We start from the raw sequence: 18,207 nt of genomic DNA, 5'->3' as shown, positions 1-18,207 counted from the left end.
CATCGATGCTGGCTGTTACATCGCAATCGCGAGCAGGCTCGCTCCCACAGTGTTTTTGCATTCCTTCAGAAGGATCGGTGGAGACTTCAAACAGCGGCGTTATAGAACTGCTCGCTGCTTTTCTGTTCGACCAGCGCTTGCTCGATGGCGGCCTGATGCACTTCGTCGGCGTGCTCTTCGCGCGCTTCCGGCAGGATCCCTAAGCGCCCGAACAGTTGCATGTCCTTGTCGGCCTGCGGGTTGGCGGTGGTCAGCAGTTTGTCACCGTAGAAAATCGAGTTGGCACCGGCGAAGAACGCCAGGGCCTGCATCTGTTCGTTCATGGCTTCGCGGCCAGCGGACAGGCGCACGTGGGATTGCGGCATGAGGATACGTGCGACGGCGAGCATGCGGATGAAGTCGAACGGGTCAATGTCGTCGGCATTTTCCAGCGGCGTACCGGCGACTTTCACCAGCATGTTGATCGGCACCGACTCCGGATGTTCCGGCAGATTGGCCAACTGGATCAGCAGATTGGCACGGTCGTCGAGGGACTCGCCCATACCGAGGATGCCGCCCGAGCAGATCTTCATCCCCGACTCACGCACGTAGGCCAGGGTCTGCAGGCGCTCACTGTAGGTGCGGGTGGTGATGATGCTGCCGTAGAACTCCGGCGAGGTATCGAGGTTGTGGTTGTAGTAATCGAGGCCGGCGTCTGCCAACGCAACGGTCTGGTCCTGATCAAGGCGACCAAGGGTCATGCAGGTTTCCAGGCCCATGGCCTTCACGCCTTTGACCATCTCCAGCACGTACGGCATGTCTTTGGCCGACGGATGCTTCCAGGCGGCGCCCATGCAGAAACGGGTCGAACCGATGGCCTTGGCGCGGGCAGCCTCTTCGAGGACCTTCTGCACTTCCATCAGCTTTTCTTTTTCCAGGCCGGTGTTGTAGTGACCGGACTGCGGACAATATTTGCAATCTTCCGGGCAAGCGCCGGTTTTGATCGACAGCAGGGTCGACACCTGGACGCGATTGGCGTCGAAGTGCGCGCGGTGCACCGTCTGCGCCTGGAACAACAGGTCGTTGAATGGCTGAACGAAGAGTGCTTTGACTTCAGCCAAAGACCAGTCATGACGCAGGGTTGCAGTGGTGCTGGCGCTCATGGGCGTTTCCTTGTTTATGCTTGGCAAGCGGCTGTGGAACGGAATATCCACAAGCGCGACACGGATGTTTGGCATATTTAAGGAAGAGCTATGCGCTGTCAACCACGCTACGTAGGACAGGTCTACATCTGGTTAAACAATAAACAACTTTGTTTGCTTTGTTCAGAGTCGGCCGACGGCAACACGCCAATCTGCACGGCCTGCGAAACCGAGTTGCCCTGGCTCGGCGATCATTGCCAGGTCTGCGCCCTGCCCTTGCCTATGGCCGGTCTCACCTGCGGCCAATGTTTGAACGATCCACCGGCCTTCGAACAGGTCATCGCGCCCTGGACCTATAACTTCCCGCTCGACAGTTTGATCACTCGCTTCAAGCACGCGGCAAAGTGGCCGTATGGCCGCCTGCTTGCCGAACTTCTTGCACAATCCCTGCAACATCGCTTCGATGAAGGCCTCAAGCGTCCCGACGCATTGGTGCCGGTGCCCTTGGCCCGCAAACGGCTGCGCGAGCGGGGTTACAACCAGGCGGCGATGCTCGCCCGTTGGCTCAGCGACAGCCTGGAAATCAGTTGCGATGAAAACCTGTTGCTACGCACCCAGGACACTACCGCGCAACAGGATCTGGACGCCAAGGCCCGCAAACAAAACCTGCGCAGAGCTTTCGCACTCACGCCGGGGGCACAGATCGAGGGTCGCCACCTGGCGCTGGTCGACGACGTGCTGACCACCGGCGCCACCGCGCAAAGCCTGGCTCGCTTGCTGATTCAGGCAGGCGCAGCACGGGTGGACGTTTATTGTCTGGCGCGCACACCAAAACCCGGGGAGTTGACTTGACTCTCACGCCCCAAGCCGCCAACGTCCCAATCCATCACTACCCGCTTGCAGCCCCTCATCATGTCCTTGCCCACTTTGTTGTCCCAACACATAGTCCGTCGTCCGCAGCGCATCGCCCTGCTGCAACACATCGCCGAACAGGGCTCGATCACCCGCGCCGCGAAAAGCGCCGGGTTGAGCTACAAAGCCGCGTGGGATGCGATCGACGAGCTGAACAATCTGGCGCAAAAACCACTGGTGGAACGCAGCGTCGGCGGCAAGGGCGGCGGTGGCGCAAAGCTGTCCAGTGAAGGTGAGCGGGTGCTGCGACTTTATCAGCGCCTGCAAGCCTTGCAGGCACAGGTGCTGGAAGCCGCCGAGGATGCCAGTGACCTCGATTTGCTCGGACGCCTGATGCTCAGGACCAGCGCGCGCAATCAGTTGCACGGCAAGGTCGCGACTATCGACACTCAGGGGCGCAACGATCTGATCAGCCTGGAACTCGCCGCCGGGTTGATCATTCAGGCACAGATCACCCACGACAGCACCCTGCGTCTGGACCTGGAAACGGGCACTGAAGTGGTGGCGCTGATCAAGGCCGGCTGGCTCGATTTGCTCGGTGCCGATCAACCCGCAATACCTGGACACAATTGCTTGAAGGGCACTATCGAGGAGATTCTCGACGCCGAAGATGGCCCCAGTGAAGTCCGAATTGCCCTGCCCAACGGTCAGACGTTATGCGCCCTGGCCGAGCCGCCGCACCTCAAAACCCTGGGTTTGAGCGCCAAAAAGGCTGTTCAGGTGCAGTTCTCGCCCTCCAATGTTTTGCTCGGCACACCACTCTGACTCAAGGCTGCGGCTACGGATTGGCGGCGTTCCTCAGCCGCGCAACTGCAACATTTGTGTCATAGACGCTCCTTAAGGTGACTGCAAAAACCAGCAGGGAGCCTGATGTGAGCCTATTAGAAGAAAACCAAGCCACCGACCTTGAAAAAATCGTCGGCCTCAGTCGTCGTGGTTTTATCAGTGCTGGCGCCCTTTGCGGTGCGGCGATGTTCCTCGGTGGCAACCTGCTGAGCCGCAGCGCGCTGGCTGCCAGTGTCAGCGCTGCGTCGAGCAAGTTGCTGGGCTTCGAGAGCATTGCGGCTGCCACCAGCGACACCATCACCCTGCCGCCGGGTTACACATCCTCGGTGTTGATCAGTTGGGGCCAGCCGCTGCACAAGAACGGTCCGGACTTTGATCCGAGTGGCAATGGCAGCGCCCAGGCTCAGGAAGTCCAGTTCGGCGACAACAACGACGGGATGAGTCTGTTCACCTTCCCCGGCGACGACAATCGCGCGCTGATGGCGATCAACAACGAATACACCAACTATCGCTACCTCTACGCCCACGGCAGCATTCCGCAGTCGGCCGAAGAAGTGCGCAAAGCGCTGGCCTGCGAAGGCGTTTCGGTGATCGAAGTGCAGCGTAAAAACGGTCAATGGCAGTTCGTTCAGGGCTCGCGCTACAACCGCCGAATCCACGGCAATGCACCGCTGCAGTTGAGCGGCCCGGCCGCAGGCCATGAGCTGATGAAAACCGCCGCTGACAAGACCGGCAAAAAAGTGTTCGGAACCTTCCAGAACTGCGCCAATGGCAAGACGCCTTGGGGTACTTATCTGACCTGCGAAGAGAACTTCACCGACTGCTTTGGCAGCAGCAATCCCGAGCACAAGTTCGACGCCGCACAAAAGCGCTATGGCGCATCGGTCGCCAGTAAAGAGATCAACTGGCATCAACACGACCCGCGTTTTGACCTGGCGAAAAACCCCAACGAACTCAACCGACACGGCTGGGTGGTAGAAATCGACCCGTTCGACCCGCAATCGACTCCGCTCAAACGCACCGCCCTCGGTCGTTTCAAACACGAGAACGCAGCCCTGGCCGAGACGCACGACGGTCGCGCAGTGGTGTACATGGGCGACGATGAGCGCGGTGAATTCATCTACAAATTCGTCAGCCGCGACAAGATCAATCACACCAACCTCAAGGCCAACCGTGACCTGCTGGACCACGGCACCTTGTACGTCGCACGCTTTGATGCGGGTGATAGCAACCCCGACCATCCAAAAGGTCAGGGCCAGTGGATCGAGCTGACTCACGGCAAGAACGGCATCGACGCCAGCAGCGGTTTTGCCGATCAGGCCGAGGTGCTGATTCACGCACGTCTGGCCGCCAGCGTCGTCGGCGCCACGCGCATGGACCGCCCGGAGTGGATCGTCGTCAGCCCGCAAGACGGCCAGGTCTATTGCACCCTGACCAACAACGCCAAACGCGGTGAAGACGGGCAACCGGTGGGCGGGCCGAACCCTCGGGAGAAGAACGTCTATGGGCAGATTCTGCGCTGGCGCACCGATCGCGACGACCACGCAGCTCTGACGTTCGCCTGGGATCTGTTCGTGGTGGCGGGCAACCCGAGCGTACACGCCGGGACAGCGAAAGCCGGCTCCTCGAACATCACGCCACACAACATGTTCAACAGCCCGGATGGGTTGGGCTTTGACAAGGCTGGTCGACTCTGGATCCTCAGCGACGGGGACTACAGCAACGCCGGGGATTTCGCCGGCATGGGCAACAACCAGATGCTCTGCGCCGACCCTGCGACCGGTGAAATCCGCCGATTCATGGTCGGCCCGGTGGGCTGCGAAGTGACCGGGATCAGCTTTTCACCGGACCAGAAGACCTTGTTTGTCGGCATTCAGCATCCGGGGGAAAATGGCGGATCGAGCTTCCCGGAGCATTTGCCCAATGGCAAGCCGCGCTCCTCGGTGATGGCAATTACCCGAGAAGATGGCGGGATCGTCGGCGCCTGATCGGGCCTCTTCGCGAGCAAGCTCGCTCCCACATTGGATCTGTGAACACATGACCCTGTGGGAGCGAGCTTGCTCGCGATGGCGTCAGTAAAAACAACACTCATCTCAAGCCCAACCACTAAAGTCGCCCCGTCTGCGCTACCATGTTTGGCCGGACGCGGCAGCCTGCTGCGCGCAGGAGTCAGCATGTCTCACCCGTTTGAAACACTTACCCCCGATCTGGTGCTCGACGCCGTAGAAAGCATCGGCTTTCTCAGCGACGCCCGCGTCCTTGCGCTCAACAGCTATGAAAACCGTGTCTATCAGGTTGGCATCGAAGATGGCGAGCCGCTGATTGCCAAATTCTACCGTCCGCAACGCTGGACCAACGCCGCCATTCTCGAAGAGCACCGCTTCACCTTCGAACTCGCCGAGTGCGAGGTGCCGGTGGTTGCGCCGATGATTCACAACGGTGAAAGCCTGCACGAACACGCCGGGTTCCGCTTCACCCTGTTCCCGCGCCGTGGTGGCCGTGCGCCGGAACCGGGCAATCTCGATCAGCTCTACCGTTTGGGCCAATTGCTTGGCCGCTTGCACGCGGTTGGCGCCACCCGCCCCTTCGAGCACCGCGAAGCGCTGGGCGTCAAAAACTTCGGCCATGATTCACTGACCACCCTGCTCGAAGGCAATTTCATACCGCGCAGCTTGCTGCCAGCCTACGAGTCGGTCGCCCGCGACCTGCTCAAGCGCGTGGAAGAAGTCTACAAAGACACCCCGCACCAGAACATTCGCATGCATGGCGACTGCCACCCCGGCAACATGATGTGCCGTGACGAAATGTTCCATATCGTCGACCTCGACGACTGTCGCATGGGGCCGGCCGTGCAGGACCTGTGGATGATGCTCGCTGGCGATCGTCAGGAATGTCTCGGTCAGTTGTCGGAATTGATGGACGGCTACAGCGAGTTCCACGACTTTGACCCGCGCGAACTGGCGCTGATCGAGCCGCTGCGCGCCTTGCGCCTGATGCACTACAGCGCGTGGCTGGCCCGTCGTTGGGATGACCCGGCGTTCCCCCACAGCTTTCCGTGGTTTGGCACCGAACGTTATTGGGGCGACCAGGTGCTGGCATTGCGTGAACAACTGGCGGCGCTCAACGAAGAACCGTTGAAGCTTTTTTGATTCACCACTATCCCCCTTGTGGGAGCGAGCTTGCTCGCGATGGCGGCTGCGCATTCAGCACATCAGTTGCTGACCAACCGCTATCGCGAGCAAGCTCGCTCCCACAGGATTTGGTGTTCACAAATGCCCTACCAATTCAGATACGACATCCGCTGACAAATCTCCTTACAATCCCCCCTTTGTTAGCTGCCTAAGCAAGGATTCTGCATGCAAGCCGCCAACCCGCGTCGTGGGTACCTATTGGGCCTGAGTGCCTACATCATCTGGGGATTGTTCCCGCTCTACTTCAAAGCCATCGCCGACGTACCTGCCGTGGAAATCATCATCCACCGTGTCCTCTGGTCGGCGCTGTTCGGTGCCTTGCTGCTGACGGTCTGGAAGCACCCTGGCTGGTTCCGTGAACTGCGCGAGAACCCACGGCGGCTGGCCGTTCTCGCGCTGAGCGGCACGCTGATCGCAGCCAACTGGCTGACCTACGTCTGGTCGGTGAACAACGGACGCATGCTCGAAGCCAGCCTCGGTTACTACATCAACCCGCTGGTGAACGTGCTGCTGGGCATGCTGATCCTCGGCGAACGGCTGCGACGCCTGCAGTGGTTCGCCGTCGGGCTGGCCACCGCTGGCGTCGCGCAGCAGGTCTGGCAAGTCGGCAGCCTGCCGTGGGTGTCGCTGGTGCTGGCGCTGACCTTCGGCTTCTACGGATTGATCCGCAAACAGGCTCCGGTCAAAGCGCTGCCCGGGCTGGTGGTGGAAACCTGGATGCTGGTGCCGATTGCTCTTGCCTGGTTGCTCTTCAACCCGACAGCCACCAGCGCCCAAGCCGCGTTCTGGAGCACGTCCGAAGCGTGGTGGCTGGTCGCCGCCGGTCCGATAACGCTGGTGCCGTTGGTCTGTTTCAACGCTGCTGCACGGCATCTGCCGTACACCACCCTCGGCTTCCTGCAATACCTGGCGCCGACCCTGGTGCTGCTGCAAGCGGTGCTGTTGTTTGGTGAACACCTGTCATCCACCACGCTGGTGGCCTTCATGTTTATCTGGGCCGGTCTGGCGGTTTACAGCATCGACACCTGGATGAGTTTGCGCCGTCGCCGCTGATCAAAAAACGTACAAACCCTTGCAGGCCACGGCCACTGTGGCCTGCAAGCATCCTTCCCAAGGTTATCCACAGCGTGATCCCCGCCGTTTGTGCACAAGCCCTTGAAACTGCTGGTTTTTTGAACAACTCCTGAAGAGCCACGGCCGACAAGGGCTGGCGCTGTATCTCTACAGGTTATCCACAGGCGGGTGCACGCTTTACTTGGATAACCCTAGCCTCATGGCTCGCTGCGCAGCACCAACTCCACCATCAAATCATCGGCCAGGGTTTCCAGCCGCGACTGCAACACGTCAAGAGACAACGTCAGCGGCACCGCAAGAATCGCTTCGGCGTGGAACAGCGGCTCGCTGCTCATCGGCGCAGGACGCACGTCGGTCACCAGGCGTTCAAGGCTGACCCCTTGCTCACTGAGCAAGCGAGTAATGTCACGGACGATCCCCGGTCGGTCGTTACCGACCAACTCCATGGCAATCGGCTTCCAGGTGCAGGATTGCTCAATACTGCTCTCGGCGATCAGCACCCGAATCCCTTGGGAAGACAGCGCCTGAAGTGCATCGACCAGTTCATCATAGGCCTCGGCCGGCACGCCCACCCGGAGGATCCCGGCAAACTGCCCGGCCATTCGTGACATGCGGCTCTCCAGCCAGTTACCACCATGCTCGGCGATGCATTGGGCGATGCGCTCGACCTGGCCGGGCTTGTCCGGGGCAAATACGGTGAGTACGAGGTGGTCCATGGCGCAGCCCTCTTGTCATGACTTTTGTTATAGAAAGGCAAGTATAGGCAAGGGACTCAATTCAGCGCGGCGCCGCTTTTGTGGCGTGGAAACCAGAGCCCCATAGCAGTGAAATGAAGATTATGTGTACAAGTTTTTAGATTTATCTGGAACAATCCAATAGTTTTTTGAGAACATCCCATTCCCCGGCGTGACCGCAATGCGTCATGGGGTCGCAGAACGACGTAATTAGTCTAATTTTCACAAGCGCAATTCATCATGTAGTATGCCGCAGCGCGCACTACATAACGTTGGATCGATGTCTGCCCAGGCGCCATCGCAACCCTCAAAGCCCCGTCAGCAAGGCGCTACGCCGTTGATTGGAACCACCCAGCCGCCCGCAATGGCATGTACTGGTAGAGAGGTTTGTGGTTTAAATGGCCAGAGGCTTCATTATCAAATTGAAGAGCTGAAAAGCGAAATAGCTGAGCAGAGTGAGGCAAGCAATGACTGAACACGTTCAAGTCGGTGGCCTGCAGGTCGCCAAAGTCCTGTTCGACTTCGTGAACAACGAAGCCATTCCCGGTACCGGCCTCACCGCCGATAAGTTCTGGGCCGGTGCCGACAAGGTCATTCACGACCTGGCGCCGAAGAACAAAGCCCTACTCGCCAAACGCGACGACCTCCAGGCGCGTATCGATGCCTGGCACCAGTCCCGTGCCGGCCAGGCGCACGACGCCGTGGCCTATAAAGCCTTCCTGCAAGACATCGGTTATCTGCTGCCAGAAGCGGCCGATTTCCAGGCAACGACGCAAAACGTCGACGACGAAATCGCCCGTATGGCCGGTCCACAATTGGTGGTTCCGGTGATGAACGCCCGCTTCGCCCTCAACGCCTCGAACGCTCGCTGGGGTTCGTTGTACGACGCGCTGTATGGCACTGATGCCATCAGCGAGGCCGACGGCGCGGAAAAAGGCAAAGGCTACAACAAGGTTCGCGGCGACAAGGTCATCGCCTTCGCTCGCGCCTTCCTCGACGAAGCGGCGCCATTGGCTGCCGGCTCTCACGTCGATTCCACTGGCTACACGATCGTTGATCGCAAGCTGGTTGTCAGCCTCAAGGGCGGCACCAACAGCGGTTTGAGCAACGACGCCCAACTGATCGGTTTCCACGGCGACGCAGCGGCACCGACCGCGATTCTGCTGAAAAACAACGGTCTGCATTTCGAAATCCAGATCGACGCCAGCACCCCGGTCGGTCAGACCGACGCCGCCGGCGTCAAAGACCTGCTGATGGAAGCTGCGCTGACCACCATCATGGACTGCGAAGACTCCGTTGCCGCCGTCGATGCCGATGACAAAGTGGTGATCTACCGCAACTGGCTCGGCCTGATGAAGGGTGATCTGTCGGAAGAAGTCATCAAGGGCGGCAAGAGCTTTACTCGTACCATGAACGCCGACCGCACCTACACCGCCCTCGACGGTAGCGAACTGAGCCTGCACGGCCGCTCGCTGTTGTTCGTGCGTAACGTTGGCCACTTGATGACCATCGACGCGATCCTCGACAAGGACGGTAACGAAGTGCCGGAAGGCATCCTCGACGGTCTGGTCACCAACCTCGCGGCGCTGCACAGCCTCAACGGCAACACCACACGCAAGAACAGCCGCACCGGTTCGGTCTACATCGTTAAACCGAAAATGCACGGTCCGGAAGAAGCGGCGTTCACCAACGAGCTGTTCGGTCGCATCGAAGACGTGCTGGAGTTGCCGCGCAACACTCTCAAAGTCGGCATCATGGACGAAGAGCGGCGCACCACGATCAACCTCAAGGCCTGCATCAAGGCTGCAAGCGAGCGAGTGGTATTCATCAACACCGGCTTCCTCGACCGTACCGGCGATGAAATCCACACGTCCATGGAAGCCGGCGCGATGGTGCGCAAGGCTGACATGAAGGCTGAGAAGTGGATCGGCGCCTACGAAAACTGGAACGTCGACATCGGTTTGAGCACCGGCCTGCAAGGTCGCGCGCAAATCGGTAAAGGCATGTGGGCCATGCCCGACCTGATGGCCGCCATGCTCGAGCAAAAAATCGCTCACCCGCTGGCCGGCGCCAACACCGCCTGGGTCCCTTCACCGACCGCCGCGGCACTGCACGCGCTGCATTACCACAAGGTTGACGTGTTCGCCCGTCAGGCCGAACTGGCCAAGCGCGCGCGTGCGTCGGTAGACGACATCCTGACCATCCCGCTGGCCAGCAACCCCGACTGGACGGCGGAACAGATCCAGAACGAACTGGACAACAACGCTCAGGGCATCCTCGGTTATGTGGTGCGCTGGATCGACCAGGGCGTGGGCTGTTCGAAAGTGCCGGACATCAACGACGTCGGCCTGATGGAAGACCGTGCAACGCTGCGTATCTCCAGCCAGCACATCGCCAACTGGCTGCGCCATGGCATTGTCAGCGAAGCCCAGGTGCTGGAAACTCTCAAGCGCATGGCGCCGGTGGTTGACCGCCAGAACGCCAACGACCCGCTGTACCGTCCGCTGGCACCGAACTTCGACAGCAACATCGCCTTCCAGGCGGCGGTCGAACTGGTGATCGAAGGCACCAAACAGCCGAACGGCTATACCGAGCCGGTCCTGCACCGTCGCCGTCGCGAGTTCAAGGCTGCCAATGGCCTTTGAATAAGCGTTAGCGACATGAAAAAGCCCTGATCGAGAGATCAGGGCTTTTTTATTTGAAACAGGATCAAAAGATCGCAGCCTGCGGCAGCTCCTACGTGGGATCGCGTACACCTGTAGGAGCTGCCGAAGGCTGCGATCTTTTCAGCGGCTCACACATCCATTCCCAACTCATGCTTGACCAGCGCCAGCAACGTTTGGGGATCGAAAGGCTTGAGCAGAAAATCCACCACGCTCAAATGCATGGCATCGATAACATCACGGGCCTTGGCATCACCGGAAACGATGATGACGGGCAACGCCGCCCGCTCCGACTCCCTAACCTTGGTGACCAGCTCCAGGCCGCTGAGCTGCTGCATCCGCAGATCCGTGATGAGCAAACCGATCGACTTGTTCGATTTCAACAGCTTGAGAGCACTTTCACCACTGTCTGCCGTCATGCTGCGAATGCCATCAAGGGCAAGAATCTTCGAAAGCAGCTCCCGCGCGCCTTTGTCATCATCGACAATCAGCACCCGCTGCGGCGGCAAATCCGGTTCGAGCATGACCGCATGCAGCGCTTCACGCTCGGCATCGCTCAAAATATCGTGATCGGGCATAAGTCTCTCTACACATGTTTAGATCAATCCCCTAGCACCATAGTCGGACATCGCTAAGCAGAGCTCAAATGTGCGCTTCGTCGGATAGTTTTCCAAGTGGGCTAACCAGCGGTTTTGCGCACTTACAGCGTAGGGCATTTCCGAAATCTCGCTTTACCTAGACTTACGTCCAATGGGCACTCTGCGCGCAGGAGCCGACGATAGTAGACACTCCGACAACAACAAATCGAAAAAGACTGCGGTCATGGTTATGAGTAAAGCGGATGCTTTCACCCAGGCAGGGAAAACCGCGGTGTTGCAGAACATCCAGGGCACCTTGCAGTTCCTTCAGCGTTTCCCGCCGTTCAATCAGATGGAACACGCGCACCTGGCCTACCTGGTCGAACAGTGCCAATTGCGCTTCTACGGCCCGGGCGAGAGCATCATCAAGCCCGCGGACGGACCGGTTGAGCACTTTTACATCGTCAAGCAAGGCCGAGTGGTCGGCGAACGTCCGCACACCGCCAAGGGCGGCACCGAAACCACCTTCGAAATCACCACCGGCGAGTGTTTCCCCCTCGCCGCTCTGCTGGGTGAGCGCGCGACCCGCACCGAACACCTGGCCGCCGAAGACACCTTTTGCCTACAGCTGAACAAGCTGGCCTTCATCAAGCTGTTCGCCCTTTCCAGCACGTTTCGCGACTTTGCCCTACGTGGCGTCAGCAGCCTGCTCGATCAGGTCAATCAGCAAGTCCAACAAAAAGCCGTGGAAACCCTCGGCACCCAGTATTCGCTCAATACCCGCCTCGGCGAATTGGCGATGCGCCATCCCGTGACCTGTAGTCCGACGACCCCACTGCGCGCAGCCGTGACCCTGATGCACGAACAACAGGTCGGCAGCATCGTGGTGGTCGATGAACAGAAGGCCCCGCTGGGGATTTTCACCTTGCGCGACTTGCGTCAGGTGGTCGCCGATGGCACCAGCGACTTCAGCCAGAACATCGAGCAGCACATGACCCAGGCGCCGTTCTTCCTGACGCCGGACCACAGCGCGTTCGATGCGGCCATCGCCATGACCGAACGGCATATTGCCCACGTCTGCCTGGTGAAGGATCAACGGTTGTGCGGCGTGGTTTCGGAACGCGACCTGTTTTCCCTGCAACGCGTCGATCTGGTGCACTTGGCACGGACCATTCGCAGCGCACCACGGGTAGAAAACCTGGTGGCGATGCGCGGTGAAATCGGTCAACTGGTCGAGCGCATGCTCGCCCACGGCGCGTCCTCGACCCAGATCACCCACATCATCACCTTGCTCAACGATCACACCGTTTGTCGGGTCATTGAACTGACCCTGGCCGACAAGGGTGACCCCGGCATAGCGTTCAGCTGGTTGTGCTTCGGCAGCGAAGGCCGCCGTGAGCAGACCCTGCACACCGATCAGGACAACGGCATTCTCTTTGACGCGCGCGATGCGGCGCATGCGGCCGAAATTCGCAGCAAGCTGTTGCCGATCGCCCAGCAGATCAACCAGAGCCTGGCGCTCTGCGGCTTTACGCTGTGCAAGGGCAATATCATGGCCGGCAACCCCGAGCTGTGTTTGTCCCGTGCCGAATGGGCGCGCCGTTTCGCAGCATTTATTCGCGAAGCAACGCCCGAGAATTTGCTGGGGTCGAGTATCTACTTTGACCTGCGGGTGGTCTGGGGCGATGAGCACGGCTGCGAGCAGTTGCGCCGCGCGATTCTCGATCAGGTGGCGGACAATCGACTGTTCCAGCGCATGCTGGCCATGAACGCCCTGCGCCAACGCCCGCCCGTCGGGCGATTCCGCGAGTTCGTGCTGGCGAAAAAGAACGGTGAGAAAGCCACCCTCGACCTGAAAGTCCAGGGGCTGACACCCTTTGTCGACGGCGCCCGGCTATTGGCGCTGGCCAATGGCATCGGAGTCAACAATACCCTGGAGCGCTTTCGCCAACTGGTGGCCAAAGAAGTCATCGATCCGTTGGACGGCGCGGCCTATGAGGAGGCCTACCACTTCATCCAGCAAACCCGCATGCAGCAGCATCAGCGACAGAGCCGCGAAAACTTGCCCTATTCCAATCGGGTCGATCCGGAGAGTTTGAATCATCTGGACCGGCGAATCCTGCGTGAATCCCTGCGCCAGGCTCAACGCCTGCAAAGCAGCCTGACCCTGCGGTATCAGTTATGAAGCTGTTTTCCTGGCTGCGCTGCGCAGGTCCGACATTGACGGCCGCGCAGCAACAACGCCTGGACCAACTGCCGAGTGCCCCGACGCTGGGCGAATGCAGCCTGCGCGAGCAACGCTGGGTGGTGGTCGATCTGGAAACCACCGGGTTGAACCTGAACAAGGACGTGGTGCTGTCGATCGGTGCCGTGGTGATCGAAGACGGCGCGATCGATTTCAGTCAGCAGTTCGAGCGAACCTTACAACGCCGCGACCATAAACTCGGGCCTAGCGTGTTGCTTCACGGCCTCGGCCCGAGCGCGATTGCTGCTGGCTGTGATCCGCTGGACGCTTTGCTGGAGTTCATGGAATTCGTCGGTGACAGTCCGTTGCTGGCGTTTCATGCGCCGTTCGACCAGCACATGCTCGGGCGCGCCTTGAAGGACAGCCTGGGTTATCGCTTGCAGCATCCGTTCCTCGACGTTGCCGACATGGCCCCGCTGCTGTGTCCACAGGCGAACATCCGTGAAGCCGGGCTGGACGACTGGATCGACTGGTTCAAGTTGCAGGTCTTCGAGCGTCACAACGCCAGCGCCGATGCCATGGCCACCGCCGAGTTGGCGTTGATCCTGTTCAACCGCGCGCGCGCGCAGCAGATTCACAGCCCACTGAACCTGCAACAGCGGTTGAGCCAGTGGAAACGCCGGCAGCAGGCCCCTTCGTTTTAAAAAACCAACACCATCAAACCCCTCGCCAGCCGCATCGGAACTTACTAGGCTAAGCCTCTGCTCCCTGATGACCGCCGAGGAATGTCCATGTCCGCCCCCAGCATGACCTTGTTCCACAACCCTGCCTCGCCTTACGTGCGCAAAGTGATGGTGCTGCTGCACGAAACCGGTCAACTGGACCGCGTGACGCTGCAACACAGCCAACTGAGCCCGGTCAGCCCGGACGCTGCGTTGAACCAGGACAATCCGCTGGGCAAAATCCCGGCGCTGCGCCTGGCCGACGGCAATGTGTTGTATGACAGCCGGGTGATCCTCGATTACCTCGACCAGCAACATGTCGGCAACCCGCTGATCCCTCGCGAAGGCTCGGCACGCTGGCGGCGCCTGACCCTGGCCGCGCTGGCCGACGGGATCATGGACGCGTCGGTGATGATCCGTTACGAACTCGCCCTGCGCGCCCCGGAGAAACACTGGGACCAATGGCTCGACGCCCAGCGCGACAAAATCCGCCGTGCCCTGGCGGTGCTGGAAGCCGATGCCATCGCCGAGCTGAGCAGCCATTTCGACGTCGCGGCCATCAGCGTCGCCTGCGCCCTGGGTTATCTGGATTTCCGTCACCCGGACCTGGAATGGCGCAAGACCAACCCGCAACTCAGCACCTGGTTTACCGAGGTCTGTCAGCGGCCGTCGATGCTCGCGACTCAGCCACCGGTTTGAATCTGCGGTAGTCGCGCCAATTAGCAGTCAGGCTTATCCGCGACAAAGCGTCTGGCCGGGTTCACCGCCGCACCAAACTCACGCAAGGCCTTGGCGCCGATCAGCAATGGGTAGTTGAAGCTGCTGCGGTCGGTCAGGTTGACCTCGACCGTGCGCTTGATGCTGCCCAGGCACAGCTCCAGCTCGACGACCGGACGCTTGGCGACGTCCGCCGCGTCCTTTTCATCGTCCTCGTCGGCGCGGCTTTTGATTTTGCTGATCCGCAAGACTTTGTGTTCGAAAACCTTGTTGCTCGCATCCTTGGTCCCCAGACGGAAGCGCACCCAGTCTTCGCCATCGCGGGTGAAGGTCTCGATGTCCTTGGCCGACAGGGAAGCCGTCAGCGCGCCGGTGTCCATCTTGGCCTTGAGGACCTGGCCACCGATTTCCGGCAGTTTGATGTATTCGTAACGACCATACAGGGTCGGCTCGGCCGCCATGACCGGCAGGGCCAGAAGGGACAACAATGCGAGGACGGATTTCACGTAATGGATTTCCTTCGGAAGAGGGGCAGCGGAATTTCAGACCGCCGCCGTGCAATGGGTTCGTTGTCCGTCAGAATCAAAAGATCGCAGCCTTCGGCAGCTCCTGCGCCGCGGCTGCGATCTTTTCCCGGTCAACAAAATCTTAAGGGAACGAACATAACCCGAGACAAGTGAAACATTCGTCAGCCACCCGGAGTTGCAAGGCAAGGATCTGGAGATGGACCGAGAAAGACTCTCGCATCGACACCTTGTGCGCCGAGCGGGCTGAATCAGCCGTCGGCGCCCCAGATCCCGCCGAGGCTATTGAGCAGTGATCCGCCAACACCCTGCTGACCAAGGTATTGCAGAAGAATCGGCGCAAACTGGCCGATCATGCCGCCATCCATGCCCAGCGCGCTGAAGGCACTGTTCAGGTCATTGGTGTTCTTCACGTTGTCCAGGTTGCCCAAGACACTGTCCAGAGGCGACGACTTGCCGGACGAGCCACCGAGCAGTCCGCCCAGCAAACCCAGACCACCGTTACCCGACAGCATGCCCAGGCCCGGCGCGTCTTTGGTCAATTGTGAATAATCGGTCGAGTTCAACTGGTTCTTCGCCAGGCCCAACATGGCACCCGCGCCGCCGATGGCCTGTTCCGGGGTCACGTCCAGCGAACTCAACGCAGTCAGCAAACCCGCTGTTTGCGAAGTTGGCGCTGTCGTCGCGTTATCGCCGCCCTGCATGCCGGATACGGCACCGGCCACGTCGTTCAGACTGAATCCGGCGGCGAAGACCGGGCCGGTCGCCAGAGTCAAGAGCGAAGCCAAAGCAAAACCGCGTGAAATCTTCATCGAGACGAACTCCTGAACCCTGAAAGCCACCTGCAATCAAGTGGTGAAAACCAGCCGTTTGACTGGTCGTGACACTAATCGTTCCCGGCCATTGTGCAGCGCACCGCCCCGTCTGAAATCCAGTTCAGAAATATTTTTCCGGCGCTGCATCCACTGTTTGCCTGGCTGCGTATATCAAGCACGGACAGACATTCCTGGCCGATTCCTCAACTAGGACAATCACCATGAAGCGCACTTCGATTAAAGCTCCGTTGATCGCCAGCCTGCTGAGCCTGGCCGTGACCTGCGGTTTAGCCCTCAACACTGTGCAAGCGGCAGACATGAGCCACGACACTGTGATGGTCGGCGGCCAAGCCATGATGCCGAGCAAAGACATCATCGATAACGCCGTGAACTCGGCGGATCACACCACCCTGGTCGCTGCCGTGAAAGCCGCTGGCCTGGTCGACACGCTCAAGGGCAAGGGCCCGTTCACCGTGTTCGCACCGGTCAACTCGGCGTTCGCCGCCCTGCCCGCCGGCACCGTCGACACCCTGCTCAAACCCGCCAACAAAGCCACGCTGACCCACATCCTCACCTACCACGTGGTCGCCGGGAAACTCGACATGGCGACGCTGGCCCAGCAGATCAAGGCCGGCGGCGGTAAAGCCGAACTCACCACCGTCAGCGGCGGCAAGCTGTGGGTGACGATGAACGGCCCGCACAACATCACCCTCAAGGACGAAAAAGGCGCCACCGCCGACATCACTACCTACGACGTGTACCAGTCCAACGGCGTGATTCAAGTCATCGACAAAGTGCTGATGCCGAAAAGCTAAGCGCTGACGCCGGCCCTGTGCATCGGGGCCGGCGTTGCCTTGAGGTCTGTCGCCGTGAATGGAACAACTGCGCGCCGTGAACTAACCTCTGCCTGCAACCCTGCCTGCAACCGACAACGCATGCCGACTGACATTGCCTGGAGAATGGTCATTTCCACCGCCGACACCGAACCGCTCAGACAGCTACTCGCCCAATGCTCACTGGGCGACCGCCGTGCATTCGAGACGCTCTACCGCAGTGTTGCACCGCGCCTGCATGGCGTGGCCCTGCGCTTCATGGGGCGCAGCGACCTGGCTGAAGAAGTGCTGCAGGAAAGCTTCGTGCGTATCTGGAACAACGCCTCGCGCTACCAGGCGCATTTGTCGGCGCCGATGACCTGGATGATCAACATCACCCGCAACCAGGCCATCGACCAGTTACGCAAACACCGCGACCGGCGTCTCAGCGAACGGGAAGAACAGGCGCTGGTCGACGAAGCGCCCTCGGCCCATGAATTACTCAGCAGTGGCCGCGAAGCCAACGCGCTGAAGCGCTGCCTGGAGACCCTTGACGGTATGCAGCGCCAATCAATTACCGTGGCCTACTTTCAGGGGTTGTCCTGCTCTGAACTGGCCGACCATTTGGCGGCGCCACTGGGCTCGGTCAAGTCCTGGATTCGCCGCGGTATGGAGCGCCTGCGCAGGTGCCTTGAATCATGAACTATCAAAACAGACGCCTGCGCCGTGCCCTCGCCGCCGACTACGCCATTGGCCTGATGCCCGCCGCCGCCCGCCGACGCTTCGAACAGCTGCTGCTGGACGACGCCGAGCTGCGCGTTGAACTGGCCAAGTGGCAAGAAAGCCTGGCCAGCCTCAACGAACCGTGGGTGGAAGTGCCCGTACCCGATCGGGTGTGGGCGGCCATCAACGCGCGCATCGAGCCGCAAGAACTGCACGTGCCGACTAAACGTCCATTCTGGAACGGGTTGCGCGTAACGGTCGCGGCCTGCTCGCTGCTGGTGGCGGTGACCCTGGGCATTTTCTATAACCGCGACAGCGCCCAGTACAGTGCAACGTTGCTCAGCGCCAGCGCGCAGCCTGCCTTGCGGATCAAGGCTCACGACGATTATCTGCAAATCGAACCGTTGACCCTGGCCGCCGTCGACCCAGGACGCAGCCTCGAATTGTGGGCGATTCCAGCGGATGGCAAACCGATCTCGCTGGGTGTCATCCCAGTCGGTGGTAAAGGTCGAGTTGTGTTGAGCGATGAACAGCACGCGCTGCTGGGTAAACCGATAGCGCTGGCGGTCAGCCTTGAACCTGAAGGCGGTTCACCGACCGGACAACCGACCGGGCCGGTGTTGTATCAAGGGGCGTTAGCGGGGTTGTGA

General features: G+C 60.1%; 17 protein-coding genes. 12 read left to right on the top strand and 5 right to left on the bottom strand.

Going from position 1 to position 18,207, the window contains the following annotated elements:
- Positions 1-86: 86 nt before the first annotated feature.
- A complete protein-coding gene (bioB, locus tag AC1RPZ_RS18520; protein ID WP_129440595.1) occupies positions 87-1,142 on the bottom strand; it encodes a biotin synthase BioB in 1,056 nt (351 codons plus the stop codon).
- Positions 1,143-1,232: 90 nt separating this feature from the next.
- On the opposite strand from bioB, the gene AC1RPZ_RS18515 reads away from it, so the two are divergent.
- The 5 genes from AC1RPZ_RS18515 to rarD all read left to right on the top strand — a co-directional run bounded on the left by AC1RPZ_RS18515 (position 1,233) and on the right by rarD (position 7,063).
- Positions 1,233-1,973, top strand: a complete 741-nt coding sequence (locus AC1RPZ_RS18515; protein WP_493138400.1) for a ComFC family protein — start codon at positions 1,233-1,235, stop codon at positions 1,971-1,973.
- A gap of 60 nt (positions 1,974-2,033) precedes the next feature.
- Positions 2,034-2,798, top strand: a complete 765-nt coding sequence (locus AC1RPZ_RS18510) for a TOBE domain-containing protein (RefSeq protein ID WP_493138399.1) — start codon at positions 2,034-2,036, stop codon at positions 2,796-2,798.
- A gap of 107 nt (positions 2,799-2,905) precedes the next feature.
- Complete coding sequence (locus AC1RPZ_RS18505) at positions 2,906-4,807, top strand: PhoX family protein (protein ID WP_493138398.1); 1,902 nt, start codon at positions 2,906-2,908, stop codon at positions 4,805-4,807.
- Positions 4,808-4,993: 186 nt separating this feature from the next.
- Positions 4,994-5,968 (top strand): serine/threonine protein kinase, encoded by a 975-nt coding sequence (locus tag AC1RPZ_RS18500; RefSeq protein ID WP_493138397.1) that lies wholly within the window; start codon positions 4,994-4,996, stop codon positions 5,966-5,968.
- Between the two features lie 207 nt (positions 5,969-6,175).
- On the top strand, positions 6,176-7,063 hold the full coding sequence (gene rarD, locus AC1RPZ_RS18495; protein WP_493138396.1) for an EamA family transporter RarD: 888 nt from the start codon (positions 6,176-6,178) through the stop codon (positions 7,061-7,063).
- Positions 7,064-7,281: 218 nt separating this feature from the next.
- Here rarD and AC1RPZ_RS18490 read toward each other — a convergent pair whose 3' ends face one another.
- Positions 7,282-7,800 (bottom strand): glycine cleavage system transcriptional repressor, encoded by a 519-nt coding sequence (locus AC1RPZ_RS18490; protein WP_493138395.1) that lies wholly within the window; start codon positions 7,798-7,800, stop codon positions 7,282-7,284.
- A 485-nt stretch (positions 7,801-8,285) separates the two neighbouring features.
- Here AC1RPZ_RS18490 and AC1RPZ_RS18485 point away from each other — a divergent pair, with 485 nt between their 5' ends.
- The gene (locus tag AC1RPZ_RS18485) at positions 8,286-10,463 is read left to right on the top strand and encodes a malate synthase G (RefSeq protein WP_493138394.1); all 2,178 of its coding nucleotides are present in this window, start codon (positions 8,286-8,288) and stop codon (positions 10,461-10,463) included.
- A gap of 149 nt (positions 10,464-10,612) precedes the next feature.
- Here AC1RPZ_RS18485 and AC1RPZ_RS18480 read toward each other — a convergent pair whose 3' ends face one another.
- Positions 10,613-11,059, bottom strand: a complete 447-nt coding sequence (locus tag AC1RPZ_RS18480; protein WP_493138393.1) for a response regulator — start codon at positions 11,057-11,059, stop codon at positions 10,613-10,615.
- 244 nt (positions 11,060-11,303) lie between these two features.
- Between AC1RPZ_RS18480 and AC1RPZ_RS18475 the strand changes: the two genes are divergently transcribed.
- The 3 genes from AC1RPZ_RS18475 to AC1RPZ_RS18465 all read left to right on the top strand — a co-directional run bounded on the left by AC1RPZ_RS18475 (position 11,304) and on the right by AC1RPZ_RS18465 (position 14,665).
- Complete coding sequence (locus AC1RPZ_RS18475) at positions 11,304-13,244, top strand: putative nucleotidyltransferase substrate binding domain-containing protein (protein WP_493138392.1); 1,941 nt, start codon at positions 11,304-11,306, stop codon at positions 13,242-13,244.
- Entirely contained in the window at positions 13,241-13,948 is a 708-nt protein-coding gene (locus AC1RPZ_RS18470) for a 3'-5' exonuclease (protein ID WP_493138391.1), read from the top strand. Before AC1RPZ_RS18475 ends, AC1RPZ_RS18470 begins: the two co-directional genes overlap by 4 nt.
- 87 nt (positions 13,949-14,035) lie before the next feature.
- The gene (locus AC1RPZ_RS18465) at positions 14,036-14,665 is read left to right on the top strand and encodes a glutathione S-transferase N-terminal domain-containing protein (RefSeq protein WP_493138390.1); all 630 of its coding nucleotides are present in this window, start codon (positions 14,036-14,038) and stop codon (positions 14,663-14,665) included.
- A 20-nt stretch (positions 14,666-14,685) separates the two neighbouring features.
- On the opposite strand, the gene rloA2 is transcribed toward AC1RPZ_RS18465, so the two are convergent.
- Together rloA2 and AC1RPZ_RS18455 are read right to left on the bottom strand one after the other, a co-directional pair.
- Entirely contained in the window at positions 14,686-15,189 is a 504-nt protein-coding gene (gene rloA2, locus AC1RPZ_RS18460; protein ID WP_493138389.1) for a retropepsin-like aspartic peptidase RloA2, read from the bottom strand.
- A gap of 269 nt (positions 15,190-15,458) precedes the next feature.
- Positions 15,459-16,019, bottom strand: a complete 561-nt coding sequence (locus AC1RPZ_RS18455) for a DUF2780 domain-containing protein (protein WP_493138388.1) — start codon at positions 16,017-16,019, stop codon at positions 15,459-15,461.
- 224 nt (positions 16,020-16,243) lie between these two features.
- Between AC1RPZ_RS18455 and AC1RPZ_RS18450 the strand changes: the two genes are divergently transcribed.
- The 3 genes from AC1RPZ_RS18450 to AC1RPZ_RS18440 are packed head-to-tail and all read left to right on the top strand — an operon-like array spanning position 16,244 to position 18,207.
- Positions 16,244-16,837 carry a fasciclin domain-containing protein gene (locus tag AC1RPZ_RS18450; RefSeq protein WP_493138387.1) on the top strand — a complete coding sequence of 198 codons (594 nt, stop codon included), beginning with the start codon at positions 16,244-16,246 and terminating at the stop codon, positions 16,835-16,837.
- 54 nt (positions 16,838-16,891) lie between these two features.
- Positions 16,892-17,536, top strand: a complete 645-nt coding sequence (locus AC1RPZ_RS18445; protein ID WP_493138386.1) for a sigma-70 family RNA polymerase sigma factor — start codon at positions 16,892-16,894, stop codon at positions 17,534-17,536.
- Entirely contained in the window at positions 17,533-18,207 is a 675-nt protein-coding gene (locus AC1RPZ_RS18440) for an anti-sigma factor (RefSeq protein ID WP_493138385.1), read from the top strand. Before AC1RPZ_RS18445 ends, AC1RPZ_RS18440 begins: the two co-directional genes overlap by 4 nt.

It is taken from the genome of Pseudomonas sp. GW822-FHT02D10, from assembly GCF_058802345.1.
Note: the sequence above shows the minus strand (reverse complement) of the source record. Positions and strands in the feature narration are given on the sequence as shown.